Annotated in this window: 13 protein-coding genes and 1 other RNA gene; 5 read left to right on the top strand and 9 right to left on the bottom strand. The window is 53.4% G+C overall.

Going from position 1 to position 25,940, the window contains the following annotated elements; all coding sequences use genetic code 11:
• The first annotated feature begins 922 nt into the window (after positions 1-922).
• Positions 923-1,708: a hypothetical protein gene (locus RC85_RS09830; protein WP_238383116.1), complete on the top strand. Its 786-nt coding sequence runs from the start codon at positions 923-925 to the stop codon at positions 1,706-1,708.
• 286 nt (positions 1,709-1,994) lie between these two features.
• On the opposite strand, the gene RC85_RS28240 is transcribed toward RC85_RS09830, so the two are convergent.
• The 6 genes from RC85_RS28240 to RC85_RS09795 all read right to left on the bottom strand — a co-directional run bounded on the left by RC85_RS28240 (position 1,995) and on the right by RC85_RS09795 (position 11,150).
• A complete protein-coding gene (locus RC85_RS28240; RefSeq protein ID WP_200836753.1) occupies positions 1,995-3,230 on the bottom strand; it encodes a hypothetical protein in 1,236 nt (411 codons plus the stop codon).
• Between the two features lie 330 nt (positions 3,231-3,560).
• Positions 3,561-4,649 carry a phosphoribosylformylglycinamidine cyclo-ligase gene (purM, locus tag RC85_RS09820; RefSeq protein ID WP_068261836.1) on the bottom strand — a complete coding sequence of 363 codons (1,089 nt, stop codon included), beginning with the start codon at positions 4,647-4,649 and terminating at the stop codon, positions 3,561-3,563.
• Complete coding sequence (gene aspS, locus RC85_RS09815) at positions 4,649-6,427, bottom strand: aspartate--tRNA ligase (protein WP_068261835.1); 1,779 nt, start codon at positions 6,425-6,427, stop codon at positions 4,649-4,651. The genes purM and aspS overlap by 1 nt, the downstream gene beginning before the upstream one ends.
• Positions 6,428-6,938: 511 nt before the next feature.
• The gene (locus RC85_RS09805) at positions 6,939-7,253 is read right to left on the bottom strand and encodes a BON domain-containing protein (protein ID WP_149752687.1); all 315 of its coding nucleotides are present in this window, start codon (positions 7,251-7,253) and stop codon (positions 6,939-6,941) included.
• Between the two features lie 32 nt (positions 7,254-7,285).
• A complete protein-coding gene (locus tag RC85_RS09800; RefSeq protein ID WP_068261831.1) occupies positions 7,286-8,401 on the bottom strand; it encodes a beta/alpha barrel domain-containing protein in 1,116 nt (371 codons plus the stop codon).
• A 379-nt stretch (positions 8,402-8,780) separates the two neighbouring features.
• Positions 8,781-11,150: a polysaccharide biosynthesis tyrosine autokinase gene (locus RC85_RS09795; protein WP_084422523.1), complete on the bottom strand. Its 2,370-nt coding sequence runs from the start codon at positions 11,148-11,150 to the stop codon at positions 8,781-8,783.
• Positions 11,151-11,689: 539 nt separating this feature from the next.
• On the opposite strand from RC85_RS09795, the gene ssrA reads away from it, so the two are divergent.
• The 4 genes from ssrA (at position 11,690) to RC85_RS09775 (ending at position 14,997) form a co-directional block, all read left to right on the top strand.
• Positions 11,690-12,087: a transfer-messenger RNA gene (gene ssrA, locus RC85_RS09790) on the top strand.
• 367 nt (positions 12,088-12,454) lie between these two features.
• On the top strand, positions 12,455-12,694 hold the full coding sequence (locus tag RC85_RS09785) for a hypothetical protein (RefSeq protein ID WP_149752672.1): 240 nt from the start codon (positions 12,455-12,457) through the stop codon (positions 12,692-12,694).
• 91 nt (positions 12,695-12,785) lie between these two features.
• Entirely contained in the window at positions 12,786-14,027 is a 1,242-nt protein-coding gene (locus tag RC85_RS09780) for a hypothetical protein (RefSeq protein ID WP_068261827.1), read from the top strand.
• 154 nt (positions 14,028-14,181) lie between these two features.
• The gene (locus RC85_RS09775; protein WP_068261824.1) at positions 14,182-14,997 is read left to right on the top strand and encodes an MBL fold metallo-hydrolase; all 816 of its coding nucleotides are present in this window, start codon (positions 14,182-14,184) and stop codon (positions 14,995-14,997) included.
• 91 nt (positions 14,998-15,088) lie between these two features.
• On the opposite strand, the gene RC85_RS09770 is transcribed toward RC85_RS09775, so the two are convergent.
• The 3 genes from RC85_RS09770 to RC85_RS09760 form a co-directional block, all read right to left on the bottom strand.
• Positions 15,089-17,392, bottom strand: a complete 2,304-nt coding sequence (locus tag RC85_RS09770; protein WP_068261821.1) for a type II secretion system protein GspD — start codon at positions 17,390-17,392, stop codon at positions 15,089-15,091.
• 328 nt (positions 17,393-17,720) lie between these two features.
• Complete coding sequence (locus tag RC85_RS09765) at positions 17,721-20,483, bottom strand: Ig-like domain-containing protein (protein WP_068261819.1); 2,763 nt, start codon at positions 20,481-20,483, stop codon at positions 17,721-17,723.
• Between the two features lie 279 nt (positions 20,484-20,762).
• The gene (locus tag RC85_RS09760) at positions 20,763-25,925 is read right to left on the bottom strand and encodes a DNA repair ATPase (RefSeq protein ID WP_068261816.1); all 5,163 of its coding nucleotides are present in this window, start codon (positions 25,923-25,925) and stop codon (positions 20,763-20,765) included.
• Positions 25,926-25,940 lie beyond the last annotated feature (15 nt).

Here is a 25,940-nt window from a genome sequence, read left to right as displayed (position 1 = left end):
AATCATGATAACATTAGACATAGGTTCGGTACCTTTTTGTGGAAGTTGGTAAAGCTATTCAAACTCCCAAAGAGTGTGCCGAACTTTTTCTCGTTAACCAAGCCCGCTCATAGTTTCTCCGCGAAAGTAGCGGATTCGCTACTTTCGCGGAGCGAAAGGCGACTATAAAAAGTCGCACGTTCCTTAGCTTGTCTTGCCGCCGGGCAAGGTGATCGCTGGGGCGTTGGGATCTGTTTCGTTTCATCGTCGGTAGTTTTTAGCGATTGGCGCGGAGATTCTGCTGCAGCGTCAGTCTTTTCTGAAACGGTTTGTGAGATCGCTTGCTTCTGCTAAATCGCAGACCTCGAAAGTCCTATTAATTTCGGCGCAAATCGTCACAACTAAAGTGACGATAGCGACCATCGTTGTGCCGACCGAGCACACATCGCGTTGATGAACGCTGTGCAATTGTAAAACCTTGCGGGTTGGGAAGATAAGGTTGGCAGCGACTTGGAACACTACGTGTCATTGAGTGGACGTCCGAAATCCCAGCTAGGAAGCAACCGCAACTCACTAATAGGCGCACATGAGTTTGCGATCAGCTTCGAGTACAACCTACATGCGCCCAATTGAGAGAACTTGAAAGATGAAAAAAATAGGGCGAAGACTCATCAAGGTTGCAGCCGTACTTTTGGCAACCACTAGCATCAGCGCCGCTTCGGCTGGCGATCTCTTTTGCGACAACGCATGTGCGGACCAGTGTGACAGCATTGATCTTTGCGAGTCCAGTTGCTTCGATTCAGAGTGTTGCGATTCAAATTTCTGCGACCCCAGTTGCTGCGATTCTGGCTGCTGCGATCTCGGATGTTTGGACTCGATCACGGCTTCGTTGAGAAAAGTTATTCAGCCGAGCGATCGGTGCTTTGATGATTTCATCAGCCCGATGATCGACTTCGTACACTTCGAAGATCCTCGCAACCTAACCGAGCTGCGTCCGATCTTTGTGACCCATCAAGTTCCTGACACCCTTGGCCCTGGCAACATCCCCGCCGGTGGTAGCTTGCAGTTGTTTGCAATGCAGTTTCGTCTTGCTCTTACCGATCGGCTAAGCCTGATTGGTGTCAAAGACGGTTACGTGATCGATAACAGTGAAGGGGCTCTCGACGGTCTGATCGCATCGGGCTGGGCGGACATTACCGCAGGCCTGAAATACAATCTTCTTCGCAACACGCAAACAGGAACTCTACTCAGTGGTGGGTTCACCTACGAAATCCCAATGGGCAGCGAGCAAACTCTGCAGTCCATCGGCGACGGCCAGTTCAATTTCTTTGTGACTGGTGGTCAACGATTAGCCAACGGCAACGCTCACATCCTCAGCTCCTTTGGTTGGCAACTTCCCGTGGATCAGGAAGTCCAGACGACGACAGTTCGCTGGAACAATCACTTTGACGTGAAGGTCACTGACACCGTTTACTTGTTCACCGAAAACTCCTGGACTCACTGGGTCAAGGATGCAGACGTTGGGTCGGCCTTCGGTGTTGGCGGTCAAGATCTTTTGAACTTGGGTGCAACTGACGTGGAAGGCAACAACTTGGTCACGCACAATGTTGGCACCAGGTACAAGCCCAGCCGACGCTTTGAAGCTGGTGTGGCTTACGAATTTCCGCTGACGGAGTTCAAAGATATTATCGAAGACCGCGTCACCCTGGATATGATCTTCCGCTACTAAGACGCTTAGCATCGCGTGAACAACTGGCGTAGTGGATCTTTCGTAGCTGGGCCCGCCAGGGTTCAGTCGGGTACAGCTCTGGATGGACTGAACCCTGGCGGGTCCAGCTACGGGAAACCGGGAAGTTATTTCGGGACAGCTCCTTCTTGTTCCCGCGATCATTAGCTAACGAAAAAACGCAGCACGGTTCTGGAAACTAACGTTTTCAGAACCGTGCTGCGTTTCTATTTCACTGCTGTTCGATCTGAACGATCACTCTACCTGAACGATCAATCGATCAAAGATTCTATTGTGGCACCGCGGGCGACGAGGGTTGCGGTGCTACGATCGGAGGATTTTCGTCATCGTCGTCGGCTAAGGCTGCGACCAAAGCAAGGCCAGCGATTCCGCCAAGAGCGCCACCTCCACCACCACCGAAGGGAATACCGCCTCCGCCACCACCGGCTGAGTAACCTCCGCCGGGAGCGAATCCGCCTGCGGGTGGACCAAATGGGCCGCCCGTGAATCCATTCAGTCCTGACACGGGAGCATCAACGCCCGAGGGTACCGCTTCGGTACGAAGAAGCGGATAACGTTCTTCCACTTCTTCGATCACTTGTTCGGTCATCGTTGGCGGAATCAGCACGACGGGAAGCTGTTCGTCACCCTGCAAAACAGAGACAAACGTTTGCTGGAATACGCCGTTTGACTTCGCGAGTTCCGACGTTTGCTTGGCCTCGAAAGCAAACGCTGCAAAACCGGCTCGTCCCGATGCCACGACACCGTGAACGCCACCTCGCAAGCCCTTGATTTGGAAACTTCCACCGGGGCCTGCCACAGTCGATCCAACTTGTTGACCCGCGTAGAAAATTGTGACCTGAGTTCCTTGCGTTGGGATCTCTTTGATCAGACTAATCACGCGACCGGACAAAACTCCGTCGGGGCCCAACGTCACGCTGTAGTTAAACGAACCGCCGACGCCCACGCTTGCAGGTGGTGCGTATTCAGAATTGACGTAAGGACGAATGCGATCGATCGAAGGGCGTAGGTTTTCCGGATCGATTTGAAGCATCGTCAATTGCTTCACTGGTGTGGGAGCCGCTAGGCCTGAATCCAGTGCGTCGCCATCTTCTTGCTTCTCGTCAAAGTAAAACAAAGTCGAACCATGCGATCCCTCGCCCGACGCAACAACCGCGTGAGGTCCAGGTTGAGCATTTTCAATCGTGACCTTACCGTCGATGTCAGGTTTGACTCGAGTCGTCTTTCCGTCGGGTCGAATGACCGACACCATGACATCGTCAAGGTCAGTCGCAGCCGAAGTTGCCGCCAACAAATCAAGCTGCAATTGCACTTCGCGGGTCGCAGTGAAGTAAGCCGTGTTGTCTTCAGGCAACTCGTCGATTTCGTCCTGCAAGAGGGTGCCGACAAGCTGCTGACCGACAGCCGCATTGCTGCTTTGATCGGCTTGGGCAACTGAACTGTTGCTAGAGCCGCAAATAGCAACGGCACAGATTCCAGACAGAATCACGAGGGGAGAGGGCAAGCTAATTTTCATGGTTGGATTCCCGTTGGTTCGGCCAACGTTGGCGAAGTGTTGAGGTGCATTGCCGGCGAGGCGACCCACCCGATTAGTCCAAGATTAACCGAGGCCATGATTCAGTCAACGATTTGAAAGCAAATGATTCAGAAAAACGGCTCATTTCTGGCTTCCGGCACCGTTTTGGTGTTCAGAAGAGCACTCGCGTGCTTCGTCGAGTTTTGGGGCCGCGGCAGCCGTAGAACGGAATTCATTCCGTTAAATGAAACCAACGTAAGAAGATACAACGGAACGAATTCCGTTCTACGTCGATTCGTCGATTCGCAGGCAACTCGATTAGTCCTGGTAATGAACTTTTCCTGAACCGGCAACGATCTTCCCGATCGGAAATGCTTCCACCCCAGACGAATCAAGAGTGGTCAGAACTTCCGCTGCATCGTCATCGCTGACGACGGCGATCATTCCGACACCCATGTTGAAGACACGACGCATCTCTGATTCGGCGATCTCGCCAGTCTGCTGCAGCCAATCGAAAATCGCGGGCCGTTGCCATGAAGACGCATCAATCATTGCATCGACGCCAGAGGGCAAAATGCGATCGAGGTTTTCTTCAATTCCACCACCGGTGATGTGCGCGAGTCCGTGCAAGACATTTTCACTGCTGCCCGGCTGACCATGCTGTGTTTGACCAGATTGGCCTAACACCTTGCGGATCGCCTTGGTGTAGATGCGAGTCGGTGTTAAACAAACTTCGCTGAGTGATTGACCGCCAAGCCCTTGCGGTGTATCGCCCCAGTTCAAACCGGCATCGCTAATGACTTTGCGAACCAGTGAATAACCGTTGCTGTGCAGTCCATCGGACGCCAAGCCTAACACCACATCGCCTTCGCTGATTCTCTTGCCATCGATCAATTTTTTTCGATCGACCACGCCAACAGCGAACCCGGCCAAGTCATATTTTTCATCGTCGTAACAATCCGGCATGATCGCCGTTTCGCCACCCAACAGAGCCATGTCAGCTTCAACGCAACCATCGCTGATGCCGCGAACAATTTGCTCCAACCGCGAAGGATCGTCTTTGCCCATCGCCACGTAATCGAGAAAGAACAAAGGTTCGGCACCCGTACACAACAAGTCGTTGACACACATGCCAACCAAGTCGATGCCGACGGTTGCGTGATGCCCGGTTTGCTGAGCGATGATCAACTTGGTTCCGACGCCATCGGTGCCACTGACCATCACAGGGTCTTCGTAATTCCTGGAAAACAACTTGCCTGCAAAGTCCAATGAAAACAGACCAGCAAACCCGCCGTCGCTTGGAATCACTCTTGGCGAGAACGTTCGGTGCATTAACCCCGGCAAGCGGCTCATTGATTCGGCGTAAACGTCCAAATCAACGCCAGCATCTTTGTAAGTCGCAGCCATTACTTAGGTACCTTTGCAGTTCGCAAGAACAGTTCTTCGAGTTGAGCCTTATCGACACCGCCTGGCGCTTCGGTCATCAGGTCCGCAGCCTTTTGCGTCTTGGGGAACGCGATCACTTCGCGAATGTTGTCTAGCCCGGCAAACAACATCACCCAGCGGTCAATGCCCAATGCAATCCCACCGTGTGGCGGAGCACCATACTTCAGTGCGTTGAGCAAGAAACCAAAGCGGTCCTCGGCCGTTTCCGCATCGATTCCTAGCAGGTCAAAGACGACGGATTGCGTCGCTGGATCATGGATTCGGATCGTTCCACCGCCTGCTTCGCTGCCATTGATAACTAGGTCATACGCCTGAGCACGGCATTTTGATGGATCGTCTTTTAGCAATTCCAAATCGCTGGCAAGCGGTGCGGTGAAGGGGTGGTGCATCGCGTTCCAGCTACCCGTTTCCTCGTCTTTGTCAAACATTGGAAACTCAGTCACCCAACTGCAATTAAGTGCTTCGGGGTCGATCAATCCAAGTTCGCTTGCAAGTCGGCGGCGAAGGCCGGAAAGTCCCTTGCAAGTGGTTTCCCAAGTGTCGGCCAAAAACATCAGAAGGTCACCGGGCTCGCCAGCCATCAGCGTCTTTATTTCTTCCAAGTGCTCAGGCTCAAGATTCTTGCTAATCGGACTCCAAAGCGTCCCATCATCTTCGACTCGGAACCAAGCCAAACCTTTTGCACCAAAATCATTCTTCACGTATTCCGTCAGCTCATCGATCTGGCGACGCGAATACTTCGTCGCTGCATTCTTGACCGGAATGCCTCGCACGAAATTGCCAGCGTCGGCGGTACCACGGAAGACTCGGAATTCGGTCTTCGCGGCGACGGAAGTGATGTCAACAATTTCCATGTCAAAACGCAAGTCCGGTGCGTCGTGACCGAATCGACGCATCGCTTCTTCGTAAGTGATTCGCGGCAGCGGCAGTTGAACTTCCTTGCCAAGAATTTCCTTCGCCGTCTTCGCCACCAAACCATCGATCAACCCAATGACATCGTCGCTATCGACGAACGACATTTCCAGGTCCAGTTGCGTGAATTCGGGTTGCCGATCAGCTCGCAAATCCTCGTCACGGAAACAACGAGCGACTTGGATGTAGCGATCGAATCCAGCCACCATCAAAATCTGTTTGTAAAGCTGCGGCGACTGCGGCAGTGCGTAGAACTTGCTGGGGTGAACGCGGCTGGGAACCAGGTAATCACGAGCACCTTCGGGAGTGCTTCGGCCCAAAATTGGTGTTTCAACATCGATGAAATCGTGCTCGGCAAAGTAGTCTCGCATCGCTTTGACGATGCTGCTGCGAAGCACCATCGCTCGCAACATTTCAGGCCGACGCAAATCAAGGAACCGATACTTCAACCGCAAATCTTCGCCGGGAAGATCGCTTTGGCTGGGCGTGAACGGCGGCGTTTCGCAAGTGTTCAGGATTTCAAAGTGGACGGACCGGACTTCGATGTCACCGGTGGGAAGCTTTTTGTTGGTTTTGCCTTCCAAGCGATCGGCGACGTTGCCGCGAATTAGAATCACGCTCTCGGTGGAAACGCGGCCAGCCTGATCGATCATTGCCGCATCGGCTTCGGGCGGCCCGACGACAACCTGAGTCAGCCCATAACGGTCGCGAAGATCGATGAAAACAGCTCCGCCGTGATCTCGCTTGCTTTCGACCCAGCCGCACAGCGTGACTTCAGTTCCGACGTCGGTTTTGCGGAGTTGACCGCAGGTATGGGTGCGTAGCACGAATGATTTAGGGGGCTAAACGATGAATGAGATGAATCTGAGAAGGGGAACCCCCTTTTCAAGGCATCAAATTCTAGCCAACGAACTTCAACCCAACGAGGGGCGGGCAACGAAGCCGCGATCGGTGCCAGCTTGGGGTGCCAGCCACGCTCGATCGTCGTGACATTTTGTTTAACCGCGTGGGCATCGCCCCGCGCGTTCGGTGCCGCACGACGCGCGGGGCGAAAAGTAGCATGGCGGCCCCCCGCCGTGGACTCACCCCGCGCGCTGTGGTGCCGCACGACGCGCGGGGCGATGCCCACGCGGCTAAACGAACTAATCCGTTTTTTCGGGGACCAAAACTCTTCACGGCGTTGGGTGTCAGCCCCAAGCGACAGCGAAATTTTGTTAGGCCCAGGATGTAGGCCGGCAACGAGCCGCTTCGGCGCTGTTCCGGCATGCGGTGTTGGTAGACAGCTTCGGCGCGGATTGCCGGAACTGCGTCGAAGACTCCTTGTTCCGGCATGCGCCGTTACACCACTTCGATCCTGTTGACAATTCGCATGCCTTGTGCCGACGGTCGCACGGATTCTTGTGCAAGCTGTTTCAAGTAAAAACTTTCCACACGCCCTTGCAACAGCACCGACTTGTCTAGAACGACGACCTCGATGACCCTTAATTTTTGGCAACCCGAATTTGCCAATGCTTCGGTAAATCCCAGCTTTTTTCTTCGGAACGACTCAGCCGTCCGCGTTTGGACCCAGCGTTTGTGCTGAACGGTGATCGAGTTTGCCGCAATTCGGTACATTCGACGGTGATCGTCAATTCTGTGCATTGCTAATCGCATCAATCGATCCTCGGCTGTTCGGAAGAAGGGGGTTACTTAAGATTCTCCGGTGACTCAAAACTCTGCGTTGATTGTCCCACTGTTTGACCGCTTTCGGATAACAAATGTCCCCATCGGTCGCATTGCTGATATCCGGTTTCTCGATCGCTCGTCTCTAAGTTGGCAAAACCTTGATGATTCGCAGGCAGCTTGTGCGAAAGCGCCGAAACATAACTGGTTCGGGTTTCCACATCATCAAACATCACGGGCCGATTTCGTTGCAAGTCTTGCATCGATTCAAGATGATGACGTTGCAAAAATACGATCAAGCCATCGATCATTGTTCGTACAATGTCGGGACCGGACCGATAGAGTTCCGAGGTCAACATGGCGACGTCCGCTCCCGCCAACAAAACTTTTGCAACGCCTTCGCAAGTTGATATGCCGCCGCTCGCAGCGATCGACATTGCAGGACATTGCAAGTGCAATCGCATGATCGGTTCAATCAATTGATTCGAAGTTTGAGGCGGACTTAGATTCCATTGAGTGCATAACCCCAGGTTATCTAAACAGATGTCTACATCGGGACTTCGCCCGTGCAAAACCATTCCCGAAACGCCAGAACAGCAACGCCTTGCCAGGTGCGGCAGACTGACACCGCCGCGATCGAACTTGACGAACAGAGGAACCGAAATCGATTGGCTGAAAGCCTCCATCGCCTCCACTAGCGAGTCTTCGATTTCACCCGAGCCAAAGAATTCGCGATCGTGACCAGGCTGAAGATTGATCTCAATGCCGGCGGCCCCAGCTTCTTGCAACTCACTGGCGTACTCAACACAGCATTCCGATGCACCACCATTGATACTCGCAATCACGGGAATCATTAGTTGGTTACTACTGCGATTGACGAGCGCCAAATAGGTCTTGGCGTCGATTGAATCGACAAACATCCTGCGGCGTTGCTCGCGAAAGAAACACCGATCGTCACGTTCATCATCAATCCAATTTGAAACTTGTTCCTCAAAGATCGATGGCAAAACGATCGCGCCCGCTCCCGCCGATTCAAGACTCAACCGAGTCTGGTCGTCCATCGTCATCGGGCATGCCCCAACCACGATGGGTGAATGCAGAAACAGGCCGCCGTAATTGACGGACAAATCAAGACTCATCGGATTATCCGGTGAAAGAGGAGAAGCGTTGGTTTTATAAGAGGGCGATGCTGGCTTCATTCACCCATTCGTGAATGAAGCCGCAATCACCTTTGCTTCTAGAAGTCGAGTCCGAGTTGCTGATTGACGACGCGGTGCAATTTCAGGGCCAATTATAACGGCAAATCACCAAGGTCTTATCACAGCAACAAGTTACGAACATTAGCTTCGCCAGCTGAGCTCAATGGCGCGTGCATCGGTGTCCAGATTTGGGACCGTTTTGTCTCAGACTGTGCATGTTTTGTGCAAGCATCTGTAAGCCGCGAAGCAATCATGCCAAGTGCACCAAAATTGATGCACTTGCCTGATCAGCAACGTCACCTATCAGCAACATCACCTATCAGCCGTCGCGACCGGCGATGTCGCTGCTTATCGCGGCAGATCTTGCCGGCAAAGGTTTCACGGCACCATTCTTCTTGGGCGACTTGGTGTAGTCGCTTTGGTAGTAGCCGTAGTAGCCGCCTTGGACGTTGAACTTCTGGCCGGAGCCGAAGGCGTTGAGCACGCAGCCGACGAAGTTGCCGCCTGAGGCTGCGATTCGTCGCATCGTGTTGATCACTTCGTCGCGACGAACGTTGGCAACGCGGACCACCAAGACTCCGCCGTCAAGACGTGACATGACTACGATTGGATCGGAGACCGCAAGTACGGGCGGCAAGTCAACAATCACCAGGTCGTACTGTTCTTTCGCCTGACTCAGAATCTCGTCAAGTTTCTCGGACTGCAGAAGTTCGGCGGCCATCTTGGGTGATGAGCCAGCGGTGATGACGGAAACATTTTCCGCGTCGGTTTCCTTAATCACATCGGCGAACTCGGCACGACCTTCTAGCACATCGCACAAACCGGCACCTTTAGCGACGCTAAAGTATCGGTGAGCACTGGGGCGACGAAGGTCGGCGTCGATGACCAGGACTCGCAGTCCAATCTGCGAGAACGAGACTGCGAAGTTTGAACATACGGTCGATTTACCATCGCCTTGCATGGGGCTGGTGAAACCAATCGTCCGCAGTTTGCCTGACCGCACTTCAGGTAACAGCACGGTCCGGCCCAATCGGAAAGCTTCCGCGTTGGGCGAATTTTCGACTGCGATCAATCCAGAGATTCCATCGCGGATCGAGTTCAGTTTGCCGACCATTCCAAGGTTTGGAAGGCCGATTGCTTCATCCAATTCAGCAGCCGATCGGAAACGACGATCTCGGAATTCATTGGCGACGGCAAAGAACAATCCGCCGAAAGTACCGAGCATCAATCCACCCAAACCACAAATCGGAAGCTTCGGCCAGGACTTTTCGCCCAGGCGTGGCACTTCCAAGAATTCGTAGAGATAACCGCTTAGTCCGCTGGCAGTGTCCAAGTCGCGAAGTTGCTGAACGACACCATCAAAGAGTGCTTCTTGGCGTTCAATTTTCTTTCGCAGGACCATGTCGTTAAGTTCGTACTCGATCAAATCCTTGGCTTTGGTTTCAGCGTCCGCGGCTAAGAAATTTAGCTCTTTGCGCTGTTCGCCCAGGGTTGCGAGGTCATGGTTCAAGAACCCAACATAAGCCTTCAATAACCCTGTTGCCGTCAGCGTGCTTTCGCCAAACATCGAAGCGGATTCGGCAAGGTTTTCATTGCTTTGCAGGAACTCCTTGACGCCTTCGATTTGTCCTTGAATGTCTTGCACCTTTGGGTGACCTGGTCCAAAGACCGCAGTCAGCCGTTGCTTTTCGCTGTTGAGTTGCAGCAGGTGCGTGATTTCAGCACGAGCTCCTTCCATCTTCGCAGGCATCGCCGATTTAAACTCGGCGGTGTTGCTGGCACTCATTTGCAGCCCAGCAAAGACGCCCAAGCGTTCAAGACTTTCGCTATCGATCAGAGCCAGTTTGTCGAGTTGATCAACAGCACTAGTGTTCGTTTCGTCAATTTCGTTTAGCGTGACTTCCACTCGCTTCAAACGAGTCTTGATCGACGATTCTTGGATGTCGATGTCAAGCAATTGCTCTTGGAGAGAACGGAATCGATCCTGGTAGATATTACTACTGCCTTCGCCTTGAAAAAACAGCGGCGCGTTCTGGCGAGCGGTCAGGTATTCTTGCTCCGCTGCAACAAGCTCTGTTTCCACCTCGTTCTTGGCTTGGTTGACCATTTGGTTGGCTTGGCCAACGACCTGTTCAACCTGACTGATGATGAATTCTTCGTAGCGTTTTAGAATAGCTGTTAAGACTAGCTGTGTATCTTCAGCGTCGGTGTGATCAAACAATACCTTCAAGCTGCGAGCAGTCTTTGCGGATCCGTCACCGCCTTTGACGATCGACAAATGCTCGATGACGTAATCAACCGAGTCTATCTTTTCGTTCAGGTGCGGCAGGATTGAATCCAGCTCAAGGAGACCGTTGGCCTCCAACGCTTCCCCGACAATCAATCGGCTTTGCAGCAGTTCGATGTGGTTCGCCAGGATGTCTTCATCGACGACGTTCGTCGCATTGCCCTCGGAACCCAAGCCAGCCGACCGTTCATTGATCAGTACTTTGGCCTGCGACGAATACCAAACCTCTGCGGTGAGTGCATACGCAATGCCGGCGGCCAAGCCCGCGAGCGACAAGGCAGCAATCAACCAACGCTGACGTCCAAGGATGGCGAAGACGTCAAGCGAGTCCTGCTCTTCCTCCACGCTGGGTCGAGCGTTTTGCCGGACTCGGGATGCTGAAATTTCGTTTGTGTTAGCCATTGAATTTGTTCGGGAAATTTACTGGGTACGCAGGAAGAGTTCAGATATAGGTTAATCAGGTGAATAATCTTCGCTTCAAAATTTGCCATCAAGAAACGTAAGCGACATCATGCAAGAGTCCAGCGGTACCACCAATGGAAATCCTGTAAGGATCAAAGGCTCCCCGCCAATCCGGCGATAGCATCGGAAAAACCGTTGTAATGGTAACGCACCCCCGCCGCAAAAATGAATTGACCAGCATTCGGCGGTCATGTGGCGATCCGTACCTGCTTTTGTCGCCTTGTCACGTTAATTAGACATTTGATGGCAGCAAGAATGCGAGACAAAATTCGACTTTGTCGAAAATTGCAGTGCAAATCCTGCCTTTTTTGCGTCCCCCCCTGATCGCAGAACCGCAATTTATCACCAGGGTTGCCACCGGAATCTGGCGACGCCGTGAATGCAGATTGGCGTGGAAGGGCTCGCGAGGTATACTTCGTCGCAGTGAGATGCTGAGCCATTTGGAGAGCCATTTGGATCAGTTGAACACGATCGAAGACGGGGGTGACCTGGATTCGACCGGATGATGAGAAGCGCTGACCTGCGTGTCGTGGTTGATCAGTTGGCCACGTAAAAAGCTGATCAAAATTTTTTAGTTGATAACGAAAGTTTCCAACTGGCAGCCTAATTACAGGCAGCCCGGGTTGATGGGGGCCACCAAAGTCGCCTGAATACCCGTCACAATTTTGGTTCGCTCACCGTCCTACGCGAGACGCGGTGAGTTAAAAAAGATTCGGTGTTAGCGGAACTGGGAGCCTGTCAGGCAGCGCCCAGCGAAGCGAAAAGGTTCTCCAAGCCAGCAATGGACTGAGTGAACTACAAATAGTCTGACTACACATCGTAGACGGTCACGTGGACGCATCGCGGGACGCGGGTTCAATTCCCGCCGCCTCCATCAATCGCCGCTTGCTGCCGCCCGCTAACGGGCGGTGACAAGCGGTGTCAGAAACGCCGCTTCTCGCGGCGTTTTTTTGTGCCTATCCGCTCGCCGGTTGTGCTTCCCAGTGTCACTCAATGAGTGTCACCCAATGAGTGTCACCCAATGAGTGTCACCCAATGAGTGTCACCCGATGACTGCTCGCGATTACTACAGACGCCCATTTTCCAGACAATTCTCCTGACACTTTTGGGATGGCGGAGCAGGCAGGGTAGCCAGGGCCTGGGCTGCGCAACTGAGTGCCTGATTGGGTTGAAATTGGTATTGGTGATTGTGGCGAGATTGGTTCTGTTATTTGCACTTTTTCCCGATCAAGGAGGTGCCCGTCATGCCAGCCAAAGAAATTGAGTTTAAGTCGCCTCAGTACAAGTTGCTTCACTGTGCTCGTGTTGGCCGCCAGAAATGGAAAGCCAAATGCATCGACGTCAAGCAGTCGCTCAAAGCGACCAAGCAGAACCTCGCCAACGCTCGCGATAGCCGAAAGAGATGGCGAGACGAGGCACGGCAACTACGCCAAGAGGTCACCCGACTCCAACAGCAACTCGAAGAATTAAAAAGATCAGACTGAACCACCAGAACCACCACCGAGTCCCGCTGCGGAGCACCTTCTTCCGGCACTGCCGCGCCACCGATTTTCCGTCAGCATCATCGAACTAACCTTGAACTGGGTGTTCGATGCGGTCGTCAGCTACCGGGCCTGCCCGAAAATCCTCACCACGCTTCAGCGAGTTTGTCCATCGCTCTGCCAAGCACCCGTGGCCAACACGGTTCAAAATTGGGTTCTGCGAATCGGGCTGCATGAACTGACTCGCCCCAAGGAGCAAGCCGACGACTGGGTGCTGCTGATTGATCACACCATTCAACTGGGCAACCAAAAATGTCTGGTGATCGTGGGAATTCGATTGTCGCACTGGAAGGCACTCGCGCGACCGATCCGGCTGAGTGACTTGTCGATGATCTTGATCGAGGTCGTCGACACGTCCAATGGCACCGTCGTTGCCGAGCAACTCGCTCGCGCCAGAGCATTGGTCGGGGGCGTGGTGGGAATCGTTTCGGATCAAGGTTCCGATTTGACTGGGGGAATCGCGCTGCTTGAGCAAAACTCGTTGCCCGAGAAGCCCAACGCGATCGGCTTGACCGACATGTCGCATCGAGCGGCGACGGCGCTGAAGCACGTGCTCGAAAAAGACCCGAATTGGAAATCGTTTCTCGCTCACTGCGGCACCACTCAGCCCAAAGCCAAGCAGACCGAATTGGGCTCGCTGCTGCCACCGAAGCTGAAAGTCAAAGCACGCTACATGAATCTGCAAACGCTTCTGGGCTGGAGTGAGCGGATGTTGGCTTTGTTGGATCAGCCTGCCGAGCAGCGTCCGAATGCTCAGCGACTGGGACGCTTGGACGAGAAGTTCGGTTGGCTGCTTGAGTATCGTCAGTCGATTGCTCGTTGGAGCCGATTGATGTCGATGGTCAACACGACGCTGGACCATGCTCGTCGTGAAGGCTTTGCCGCCGGTGGAGCGGAGCGTTTAGCTGGGCGTCTGGCAAACGAGGCAATCGACGATCAGACAAAGCGTTTTCGTGATGAAGTCGTCGAAGCGATGCGATCGAACATCGCCAAGCTTCCCCCGGGAGTTTCCCTGCCGGCGAGCAGCGAGATTCTCGAATCGTTGATTGGGAAGGGGAAGCAGCTTGGCGGTCAGCATTGCCGTGAGGGTTTCACACGGAATGTCCTCTCGATGGCTGCCACGGTTGCCTCACGCGACGAAGCGACGATTCGAGAGAGCTTCCGCAATGTCACGACCAAAAAACTGTCCACTTGGGTCGACAAGCAACTTGGAACGACCCTGACCGCTTTCCGCCGCCAAGTCCTGCCACGTTCGATAGGAAGCGATCCGGCCTAAATAACAAAAGCCCCATCAGATCCCAGTTGCGCAGCCCAGGCGATGCCCAACGCGGCTAAACGAAACAATGGTTTTTTGCCGGATAAAATCTCTTCACGGCGGGGGACTCCACGCGGCCTACAGAATCAAGTTCGTGGTTGCTATAGTTTGCGGCATGCTAACGACTCAAACTGCTGAAGTAATCTTTCTAGGAACCGGGACCAGCGTCGGGGTTCCGGTGATCGGTTGTGAATGTCCCGTCTGTCAAAGTGATGATGCACGCGACAACCGAACGCGATGTTCGATCGTGGTTGAGATACCTGCGACCGACAAATCCGAGGGCGGAACGCTCTTGATTGACACGCCGCCCGACTTGCGAATGCAGTTGCTGCGCGAGAAAATTCCGCTGGTCCATTCGATCTTGTTCACTCACGAACACGCGGACCACATTTTTGGCTTGGACGATGTGCGGCTATTCCCGTTTCGTCTCGGTGCTCCGGTGCCGCTGTTTTGCGAAGCCAAAGTTGAAGAACGAATTCGGCATTCCTTTGACTACGCATTCATGAATCGCAAGCCAACTCACCCAGGAGCAACACCGCAGCTCGTGTTTCACTCCATCGATTGTGAGAATGATTTCGAGGTGCTTGGCACCACCGTCACTCCGATCCGTTTAAAACATGGTCCGCACTTTGAGGTGCTAGGATTCCGGATCGGAGATTTCGCGTATTGCACCGACACGAACGAGGTACCAGATTCATCGCTCGCTAAACTGCAAGGAGTCAAAACGCTTGTGCTCGGAGCGCTAAGGCATGAAACCCATCCGACTCATTTCAACGTCGAAGAAGCGATCGAGCTGGGCCGCAAAGTGGGCGCGGAGAAGACGCTGTTGACTCATTGCGGGCACAATCTGGGTTACGCCGAAACCATGGCCGACCTGCCCGACGGTGTCGAATTGGCTTACGACGGGCTGCGATTAAACGCGACGATTTAGGCTGGGTTTTGCAGACTGTTCTCCGCCGCTTTCCACCGAGGTTTTGTCAAAACCGCGGAGGAAAAAGGCGTTTACAGTAGACGATGGACTGCTATGGCAGTCGTCGATTGATTTTGTTCACATCCAGGTGAGGCGCGGTGCCAACCGAATCTGGCAGACGCGCTTCCCAGGGCCGGCAGTTACGCTGCAATGCGCCATGGTAAAGCGGTTCGCTGGTTCGTTGCAGTTCGATTTCGGATCTTTCGTCAACAATACAATCTTCGGCAATGTGGCACGTTAGAGCAACAATAATCTCGGTGCGTTCGCGAGTGACGCGTCGTCGTTGGAACAGTTTGCCCGCGTACTTGATGTCACCAAGCCAAGGAAGTTTTTGAATCAGTGTTGTGTCTTCTTCGCGAATCAGACCACCGATCACCAACCCTTGATGATTGTCCAACAGCACCGATGTTTCGACCTCGCGAGTGCTCTTTCCGGGAACGCTTCCCGTTTCGCCGCTAAAATCTGGATCGCTTACTTCGGGTTTGACAAACAGCAAAATTCGATTGTCGCGGCTGATCGTCGGAGTAACCTCAAGAACGACACCCGTGTCAAGAAACTCGACCGATTCGACAACCGCAGCCTGTGTGGCGGTGGCGACGGTGTAACCGGTCTGCTCGCCAACCTGGATCCGTGCGTTTTGACCATTGATCACTTGGACGCGTGGTGATGCCAGCGTTTTGGAATCGTTGGTGGTTTCCAGGAAATCAATCAACGCGTCAATTTTTGATCCGCTAACGCGAGCGAAGAATAACGGATTGGTTTCATTGATCACGGGTGGCGTTGAAATGTCACCAGCGCCGATCGAAAAGTCACCGCCCAGGATCGATCCAAAGTCCACGCCGTGTCTTAAGTTGTCATCCAAGGTGACTTCCAAGATGTTTGCTTCGATCATCACTTGCCGCGGTGCGCGATCTGCTTGGAAGATGTATTTTTGTACTTGCAAGATTGCGGTGGGAATATCCAGGACAACGATCGTTTCCTGTGATCGTAGATTGTCGTTCGCGTCGACTTTGGTGATGAACGCGCTTCCGACGGGCGACAACAATCCTTGAACCGTGGGTTCAAGGATTTCTGCTCGAGCGAAATCGAGTTCAAACACTCGCAATTCGCGTGCGTCGGATGGCAACTTGGTGTCTGGGTAAACGTAGATCAATGTGCCTTCGCGTTGCAGGTTCAAGTTGCACATTTTCACAATGCCATCGAGCGTTTGCTCGGGTGACAAACCTTCGACGTTGGCCGTCACGGTGCCTTTGACTTCGGGTGCAACCAGAATGTTCATCCCGTAACCGCGAGCCAGCATTTCGATCACGCCTCGCACGTCGGCTTTGTCGACGTTTAGCGAAACGCCGTTGTTTTCCGGTTTCGCTGTGCCCATTAGATTGCCAGCGAGCAGTTCGCCAGCGTCGATGGGCCATTTTGCAGCAACGTGTTCAACCGGAGAATTTCCGTTGGGCTGTTTCTCTTCAGTAGATGCGGCCGGTGTGGTTTCTTCTACGCTGGCAACCGTGGTGCGGATGTTGGTGGCGATGACCGGAGCATTGATGGTTGGACTGTCGGTTGGTTCGTCTTGCTGAGGAACGATGACCGGTTTTGCGGCGGCGCGAATGATGTGGGCGTCGGCGACGGTGACGGTTTCAAGTTGATCGTTCGACTGAACCTTAGGAGTCGCCTTGAACGCGGCTACTGCGTTCTCCTTGGTTTTGATCGGCCGAGTCGCGGAGGTGTTGTTGGATGGGACATCGACGTGTACCGGAGACATCCATTCTTGAAAACTGTGAACGACTTGCTGGACCAACTGGGGGAGTTCATCGTATTCGATCTCAGCAGATTCGGCCGCGGGAACACCTGCATCGACAATTTGGTTTTGATCGTTTGGCTTTGCGATCGTTGCTGGAATCACGGTCACGGGATTCTTGGTGACTGAATCGGTTGCGACCGAATCGGTTGTGACTGGATTGTGTTGCGATATCTTTTTGGCAATTTCCTGGCGCGTCGCGACAGTTCGCCGTTTCGATACGGTTTCTTTTTTTGCAGTTGCGATGACAGCTTGGAAAGCTGGACGCAGTTCACTTTCGCGTTGAATGCGATCAAATTCTTCGATGCCAGCGTAGGCGATTGCAAATTCCGTTTCTTGTTGTTGCCACTGGTCCATCATTGATGGAACAACGATCGTTGAATTCACCAAGTCTGGTTCAGCCCCATCGGCGGTCACTTCAAAGACCAGCGACCCAACAATCCAAGCAATCGCAATCCAGACCACGGCAAACAAGTGTTGGTGATCAGTGAATTGCTGATGGCCGGGCCGATTAGATGAGCCCGTCGCAAGATCATGTTGTTCAATAAGTTCAGTCTTCATAGAACGCTCAGGCAAACAGCCAATCGGACAGTGTCGTACCAGAGGAATCGGTCGATTGGGTGGGGCCTGATAAGCCGCAAGTTCCGAAGTAACCGGAGGTAGGGGTCGGGAGGGCCAATGTTCGGAATTACACTACCAAACCCAAGTATCGGCAAAGAAGACGTAACCGGTACGGATTACCAGACGCAAAACAAAACGTCACGCTGATCGCCAGCAGGTAGCAGCCAGTAGGTAGGCCGGAACAAGCCGCTTCGGCGCAGTTCCGGCAATCCAGCGATGTTCATTGCCATTGCCGGAACTGCGTTAAGCTTGTTCGGTCCTACAAGAGCTAGTTTCCAAAAGCACGGCGGAATGCCGCGAAGTCGGACAAGCCGACGCTGCCGTTTCGATCGTAGTCCACTTCGTCGGCATAGTCCGCGTCGCCGTCGCTTTTACCGAACGTCGATCGGAACCTTGCAAAGTCAGTCAGCCCGACGTCGCCGCTGGCATCGTAGTCGCCATACTTAGCATAGAAACCGTCAACGATTTCCATCTCGGTTCCCATCGCTGATCCATCCTCGCTAAAGATCATGTCGCCACGAATCCGAAGGCGGTAAGCGCCGTCTTTCAGCGAACCATATTCGTTGACGAATTCAGACGAACCTACCGTGAAACCAAGTTCCACCACCGTCTTTCCTGCAGTATTCATAGATGAGGTCATGTTGACAGGGATTAGCGTGACTACTTCGCCTTCGATTCGTTCCACCTCAATGGCACCTTGGCTGATCGTTGCGACGCCATCGAGTTCTATTTGAACTTTTTCGATGACGGATTGGCTGGCCGGTGGCGTTGCGCCCGCGGGAGTGTTACCGAACTGCACCGATTCAAGTTCCAACTGCTCAGCAACTTGAATCCGAACCGTTGCAACATCCCATGAACCATCGCCACCGATAACGCGATAAGTAAAGGTGTCGGTTCCATGGAAATCGTCATCAGGGGTGTACGTGAACGTTCCATCGGAACCCAGGTTTGTGACCGTTCCATGGCTAGGCGTTGGTGCAAATCCGGGCGAAATGTCAACTGAAATGGGGCCCATCGATTGCATCACGTCATTGCCAAGCAGCCCCGGTGTTGTAACGACCAAAGGGGTGTCTTCAACGGTGTCAAAGAAGTCATCAACTGCGATTGTCGTGCCTTGAGCTACTTCGTTGTCCAGGATCTCAACTTTTTCTTGCAACACGAATGCGTTGGCTTGAAACTCAGTGTCTTCGGTGACCACGCTATGTGAGATAAACGCGCTGTGGTTTCCCTCCGAAAGCGAATCATCAACGGCGGTCACTTTGACTCGCTGCGGCACGTTCCAATTGCTCGCCGTAAAAATAAGAGACGATGTTCCGGTAACGTTGTTTTCAGCAACAATCTGCCCAGAAGTATGATTTAGATCAATCGAAACAATCTGAGTTGGCGGATGGGTCAAGACAATATCGTAATAGTCGGCTGCGCCATCTTCGCTGACGACCGTCTCGCCCCCGGTCGGAAGAATCATGACACCAGGAAGATCGTTATCGATCACGCCTACTGAAACTCTTGGCATGCCCACGCCATCGTAATTGGGGTCCGCACTGCTGCTTAAGTTACGAATAAACGCACGTCGGTAATTCTCTACTGCAGAATCATCTAAACCTCTGACGCGTACTGTTTGCGTTTGGTCCCAGTTGCTGGTCGTGAAGGTGATGAATTGATTTGCTGGGTTTGCACTATCAAATGCAGCGACCTGTCCATTGTTGCCTTCAAACGTCACCGTGACGTCAGCGGTCGGTTGAGTATTGAGCGAGATTTCATAGGTATCATCATGCCCGACAATTTCGCCGACGATCGTGCTGCCTGCACTCTCGATGACCGTCGCACCGAAACCGACAGGATCAACTTCGGTCAAGAACGCCGGATTGAGATCGAAATGGACCTTTCCTTGTCCCGTTGTTTCGTAGCCTCGGAAATCCAAGTGCGATTGAAGCAAGTAACCCGCGTTACCCGGCACGCCAAAGTTTTCGATCCAACCGCTGGTCATGTTGTCGAACCCGAACACACCGTCAATTCCTTCGTAGATATCCAGAATCAACCACTGCAAGTCTGTCCAAACAAGGTCGGGCCCTTGGTCGGTCGGGATGTGAACTTCATCGATTAAGAAGACCGGCGTGTTGGTCAATCCGCCAACACCGGTTACCTGTTCATTGCGCGCGAATGCGGCGTCTAGTTCGTTAAGCTCGCCGTCTTGATTGGAATCCAAACCCAAATCAAACGCCATTCGTGAACTCAAGATGCTGACTTGCGCACCCGTGTCAAACAACAAATTGCCCGACGTCACCAGATCATTGTTCTTCAATTCGCCGGTTAGGAAGGGAACGTCAGCCCACATCGGCGCGTCAAGTTCGGGATTTCCTGCTCGGTCCAAACCGTCTTGAGGATCAAAAGAGATACGATTGTCAACGCTGACGGTGTAACGCACTGCCGCGTTCTCACCCGTCGGATCATTGGCGGGTTGCCAGGGATCGGGCAACGTGTCGGTAAAGTCAGTTTCCATCAGGAAGTTAAAATCGCTGAGGTCCAACCAGGGCGTGAAGTCCAGCGTGGTCACTCGCTCAGTCATCAGCGGCATTCCCGCGATGCCGTAAGGGCCGGCAATGCTAACGTCGCGCGTCGGATCGCTGATGATTCTCGCATCGGTCAAACGAAGTCGCTCATTGGTCTTCGTTCCAGCAAAGTCGAACGTGTAAGATTCGCTGATATCGAATTCCTGAAAACCACCCACACCGATTTCAAAAAACTTACCGTCTGTTTCGTATACAGGCTCAGCATTCTCCATATCCTCAACGGCAGTTTGAAACGCCAGCGTCGTATTGGCCCCGGTGTCCAACAACCATAGATTGACCGTGTTGGGGCCCACAATGTTGGTCGAATTGGGTTCTTGAGTTGGGTCAAGATCGCCCGTCAAGAACTGAACCGTCACACGAGGTTGATCCCAGGCAACGTTGTCCGATGGGCCGACATCGACAAAAGGTTTTCCGCCAATCGAACTCGCTGAAAGCGGCAGCCGCGGTTCAAGCGATTCCATGCGGGAAACACGGTTAAGCCCTCGGTGGAGACGTTTTCTCTTGGAACCTTGGCGTGAACGCTTTCTTGAAGGAATACGCAATGGATACCGCCTAGCAGATTGAAAAGTACGAAGAGAAGAAGAGAGCTGCCGCAATCGCCAACAGCTATCTTCGGCCCGAACAACGGAATCCCGCTGTGGAACGTGCCGTAATGTAACGCACTTAGGACGCGTGTAAGGAAAGAAATACGCGCATTGAAATTTAAATAGGCTCGCAGGCCACTCTCTGGAGTGGGTGAATTATTCCTGGGACTCGTCCGCAGGACTCTCGAAACTCTGCTGCACCGATCGGTAGTTCTCCATCATCGATTCGAGCTGTTTTTGCAGTCGATCTAGGTCGCGACCGTTGTCGATCGATTCTTCCATGATCGGCCGCAGCCATTCCTGCATCAGATGGAATTGGCCTTTGACCAAGTCGGCCAGCACGCGAGGAACTTTGTGCTGGACCAGGACTTTTTGATCGGGCGGATTGGTGGCTTGCTGCTTCGCGATTGCGGCCAACTGATCGCTGGTTGATTGCAATGCCGATCGAACCGTATCGATGCGGGCATCCATGCGGTCTTCGGATGATGTGTCGGTGACCGAGACCGCTTTGCTGATCACTTGGCGAATCGATTCCAGGCCGTCTCGCATCGATGCCAACTGACGCATCAATTGGCCGGCCTGGTCGTCGCTGTCCAAGCCCGACATGCGAACGCTTTCCAGATACGCATATTTGATCGCGTCCCAGCGTTCCTTTTCCTCAGCCGACAAAATGCCCACCAACTCTTTGAACTTCAACACGTTAGCTTCGTTGTCAGTCGTCAACGTTTGAGCGTCCTGTTCATAGGCACTGACGATCAACGATTGCAATTCGGACTCGTTCATCACCGCGGCGACCTTCTCGGCCATCCGGTTCATGTTTCGATAACTACCCTGTAACTTAAACGGCGGTTCAGTGCGATAGGCGTCGGCTTGAGCGGCCGAGCGGATGTAGGCACGATTGACCTTCAGCACCACGTCGCGAACGCGAAGTAGTTTCCGCATCACTTCAAACATCTCGCGAACTTGATCGAGCGACAGGTTGCTTTCCAGTTCGATGCCTTCGATCGAATCTCGCATCGCAGCTTGAATAATCGCCCGCGCGTCTTCGGGCGGACAAGTCGATAACGGCGCGAGCGTCGGGTTGCTGGTAAGACTGTTTTCCAGGTAGCTGATCTCGAACGCTTCGGCCGAGTCGCCGATGATCTCGCCAAGATTGTAAACGTCGGCGCGGTTGGAAAGCATGTCGGGAACTTGGAAGCGTTCGCCACTTTCGGTGTACGGGTTGCCCGCCATGACGACGGCGACACGTCGGCCTCGCAAATCGTAAGTCCGCGTCTTTCCGTTTCGCACGCCTTCGATCTTTCGAGTCGCATCGCATAGCGAAATGAACTTCTGCAAAAATTCAGGGTGCGTGTGTTGAATGTCATCCAAGTACAGCATCACGTTATCGCCCATTTCGAGCGCCAAGTTCAAACGCTGGACCTCTTCACGCGCAGCCGCGTTGGGTGCTTCGTCGGGATCGAGCGACGTGACGCCGTGACCGATCGCCGGGCCGTTGATCTTCATGAACACGATGCCAAGACGGTTGGCGACGTATTCCATCAACGTTGTCTTGCCGTAACCCGGCGGAGAAATCAGCAACAACAATCCCATCCGGTCGGTGCGTTTGCCTTCGCCCGCCGCACCCATTTGCTTGGCCAAGTTGTCACCGATCAGCGGCAAGTAAACTTCATCGAGCAATCGGTTGCGAACAAAACTCGTCAACACTCGCGGCTTGAACTCTTCCAGCCGCATTTCAGTCCGAGCCTGATCGACGATGCGAGCCTTGGCATCATGCAACGCCCGAAACCGCGGCACCACGTCGGCCAAGTAACCGCGAACCCGCGAAAGCATTTCGTGATAGTTGATCATCATGCTGCCGGATTGGATTCGCGAATGATTCCCCGCCAACTTCTCCAACGTCGCCGAAACCGAAGACTTGACGACGTGGAAATTATTCGCAGTCGATGCGATTCGCCACGCAAGTTCGTCGCGGTACGACTGGGCCGGATCCGAAGTATCTTCGCCAGCGTGCTTTTGGAAGAACGCATCGGCCCAGTTTCGTGCGAGCACGAATTGCCGAACGGGTGACGATTCCTTTTTGATCGCTGCATCCAGCAACTTGCTGCGGTCCGATTCAGGCAGCGATTCACAAAACTGCTGATACAACGTCGCCGCTCGGCCGCTGAGTGTTGCGTAGCGATGCGGTGCAATCAGTTCATCAAACAAGTAATCGCTGACGGTCGCGGGAGTGACCTCACGCGGAAACAATCCGTCAAAGCCTTCCCAGTCATCCGTCGCCAGTGATTCCAGGCGATTGCGAAACTCTTTGGCCGGTTCCGCATGGGGGAAAGCGGAGGCGAGTTTCGCAAAGCCGCCAATCCAATCCGTCATCTGCTTGCGAACTTTGGTGTCCAGAATCGAATCGAACCATAACCGGGCGGCGGCGCGGACCGATGGGGCATGCCGCAATAGGCCAATCTCACCATCCATTTGAATCAGCGTTTGATAAATCAAATTTGCATCGTGATCGTGAACCCCTTTGGCGTAACCTTCGTCAAACCGTCCATCGATCGTGGGCGATTCACCACGCTGAAATGCATCGACCGCTAGAAATTCGGACCGGTAAAGATCAGCGTTCTCGCTAACCCATTCCTGGTCCCACAAATCCTTTGCCGCGATCAACGCTTCGTCGTGAAGCGGTTCAAAGAACTGGGTGCCCGTCAAATGCAGACACATTTCGCCGCCGCGTAGCACCGTGGTCAGATCAAGCGGTTGAGTGTTGACGGCGAATTTTTGGTTTCCCAAACGAATGATGTCGCCGCCGTCTTCGTACAGATCTTGCCGGTCACGCAGTTGGCGGTTGGCGTCTTCGCGAATCGTTTTCAGCCGCCCCTGCAAATCTTCCACGCGAACGGCATCATCGAGGTCATCCAAGTCTTCAATGATGCTGCGAACCTTTTCGACCATCAAATCGCCGGCAAAGTAGGCGGCGATATCATCGGGCGATTCCATCTTGCTGACGCGAGAGTCAATGCCCTTCAAGATTCGCGTGGCCGCCGACGCAAGTGACTCGGCGCGTCGATTACGTTTTTCTATCAGGCCGACTTTGCGAGATTCAAACGCAGCGTAAACATCCTCGCGGCGCTCGGTCAGTTGTGCGACAAATTCATCGAACTCCGCAAACCGACCTTCCAACTCTTCCAGCGAAACCATCACCTTGGTCAGGTAGCTGTCGCATTTTTCCGGTGTGTCGGACACGTCCAGATAGCCCGCGACGGTTTGTTCGAGCAGTTTTAATTGTGAAGCAAACTCTGCTTTGCCTTCGACGCTGACCAACGCCTGCGTGTGAGCCTTTAGCTTGCTGCGAACTCGGTTGACGGACGCAAACACGTCGGAAATCGAATCGATGATCTCGGTACGCTTGGTGGCATCGTCGATTCGCAGATTGCTGACGGTTTCGGTCAGCAATTCCAACTGGCTGCCAGCTTCGTCAATTGACTCTTCCAGCTTTTTCGCTTCGGCGACCGTCGCGACGTCATCCACTTCCTGATCCGCCTGGGCGACCCGATCGATGTAGGGCGACAATGATCCTGGCGTCAGCAGGAAATCCACGCAGCGGCGACTCAATCGTTCAGATTTTTCAACCGTTTGGTCTTCGAGTGACTGAACCAGTTCTTCATCGACGTAACGAAGCTCTTTCAGCCCCAGCGCATGACCGCGACTCTTACGAAGCGACGCGAGGGCACCGACGAAGTCGTCGATTGATTCAAACCGACCTCGTTCAATCGACTTTACCAGTTCGCCAATTTCGGTTTGCACTTCTTTGGTGCGAGATTGAGTTTCGTTGCGAACTCGAACCACTTTCTCAAACTCATCGACCGCAGCACCCGCGGCTTCACGAATCTTTTCGATCGGTTCGGACAACGTTTCCGTTTCCGGTTTCGCGATCCAGAAATACGAATCCAAGATGTCGGATGATTTCTTGGCCAGATCAACGTACAGATCTTCGTAGGCGTCGTCTTTGTCGATCAGTTGCAGCAGTTCACTGCACTGGGCCATGCCGCCGACGATTTCCTTGTTACCGATTTTGAACAGCAACGAATCGGTTTGATTTTCCGGAACGTAGCCTTCACCGGCGAATGGAGTTTGCCAAATTTGAATGGCATGATGCTTGGACGGTTCTTCTTGCGAGCGGAAACAGACCATTTCGCCCTGCGGAAAAAACGTCTGGCCGTGACACACCAGCGGCGTATCGACGGTTTGCCGAATCAGGTTGTAACGAAGTTGAACGTAGGTTCCGGTCGACGAGTTGTAGAAAAGATACAGATAGTCTTCGCCGTTGGGGGCGGCGATCGTGCGCTGGTAACGCATCTCGGTCAGGCCGTGATCAAACCGTTTAAATTCGCCGGTTTGCAAGTAGTATCCGCCGGGAAAGATCAACCCATGATCGCCGGGCAGCATCACGCAGGCGTGTTCGATCTCGTCCAGCCGCATCGCCGTGGCGAGCTTGGCGTTGTAAATCAGGTAGCGTGTTTTTTCTTCTTGATACGGCCGCACCTTCATCAACACCAAGTTGCCCAGGATCGCGTAATGGATCTCGGCATCGTCAAGCGTTTGGTCGGCGTCATCAACATCTTCGGCGTAGATGCCAGCACCAGAACCGGTGTTGTTTTCGACTTTGATCGTCAAGTCGCCGCCGACGGCTTCGACGAACACAATGTCGTCAATCGAAATGTGTGGGTGAGCGCCGTAGTGGTGCTGGTCACGCGTCGTGCGAGTCCAACGGAATTCATGCTGAGGCGGATAGCGAACTTCATGCTCACTGCGGTTGTCCAGGTATTCCAGTTTGTCTTCACCGACTCGCCATTTGAACGACTTGATGTCGCGAGCCGTCTTGCCGACCTGAAACACCATGTGCAGCATCGGGCCGTTTCGGAAGAAGCGAATGAAACGCGTGTCTTTGTAAAACCGATACAGGTCGTGGAAGTCACTGACAAAGCGATCGTCGCCAATCAGGTCCAACGGAACTTCATGGAACTGAAGATCCGTCATCGTGTAGGCGCTGAACACATCGGCAAGTTCGATCTCGGTTTTTAGTCCGAATTGAACGTTGTAACCAAAGATAAATTGATCACCGATCGCAACCAGGTCGCGCGGCGTGCAGTTGTGTTCCGTGTTGACTCGTTCGGTCGCCAACAACGTCGTTTGAATGTTGCCAAAAACTTCGGCACGAGATTCATTAAGCTTGCCCAGACGGGTGCGCAAATCCGACGCAGCGTCCCGCAACCGATTGCGAAGCACTTCGTAAGTTCCAGCGGCAAGCTTTTGATCAGTCACAGCGGATGGGTGGTG

Source organism: Rubripirellula obstinata (genome assembly GCF_001642955.1).
GTDB lineage: Bacteria > Planctomycetota > Planctomycetia > Pirellulales > Pirellulaceae > Rubripirellula > Rubripirellula obstinata.
This window is presented reverse-complemented; position numbering and strand designations above follow the sequence as displayed.

What these genes read in the sequence shown, in the direction of transcription:
- RC85_RS09830 (WP_238383116.1), top strand. Translation starts at nt 923, where the DNA reads ATGATCGACTTCGTACACTTCGAAGATCCTCGCAACCTAACCGAGCTG.
- purM (WP_068261836.1), bottom strand. Translation starts at nt 4,649, where the DNA reads ATGGCTGCGACTTACAAAGATGCTGGCGTTGATTTGGACGTTTACGCC.
- RC85_RS09805 (WP_149752687.1), bottom strand. Translation starts at nt 7,253, where the DNA reads ATGCGATTAGCAATGCACAGAATTGACGATCACCGTCGAATGTACCGA.
- RC85_RS09800 (WP_068261831.1), bottom strand. Translation starts at nt 8,401, where the DNA reads ATGAGTCTTGATTTGTCCGTCAATTACGGCGGCCTGTTTCTGCATTCA.
- RC85_RS09795 (WP_084422523.1), bottom strand. Translation starts at nt 11,150, where the DNA reads ATGGCTAACACAAACGAAATTTCAGCATCCCGAGTCCGGCAAAACGCT.
- RC85_RS09785 (WP_149752672.1), top strand. Translation starts at nt 12,455, where the DNA reads ATGCCAGCCAAAGAAATTGAGTTTAAGTCGCCTCAGTACAAGTTGCTT.
- RC85_RS09775 (WP_068261824.1), top strand. Translation starts at nt 14,182, where the DNA reads ATGCTAACGACTCAAACTGCTGAAGTAATCTTTCTAGGAACCGGGACC.
- RC85_RS09770 (WP_068261821.1), bottom strand. Translation starts at nt 17,392, where the DNA reads ATGAAGACTGAACTTATTGAACAACATGATCTTGCGACGGGCTCATCT.
- RC85_RS09765 (WP_068261819.1), bottom strand. Translation starts at nt 20,483, where the DNA reads ATGGAATCGCTTGAACCGCGGCTGCCGCTTTCAGCGAGTTCGATTGGC.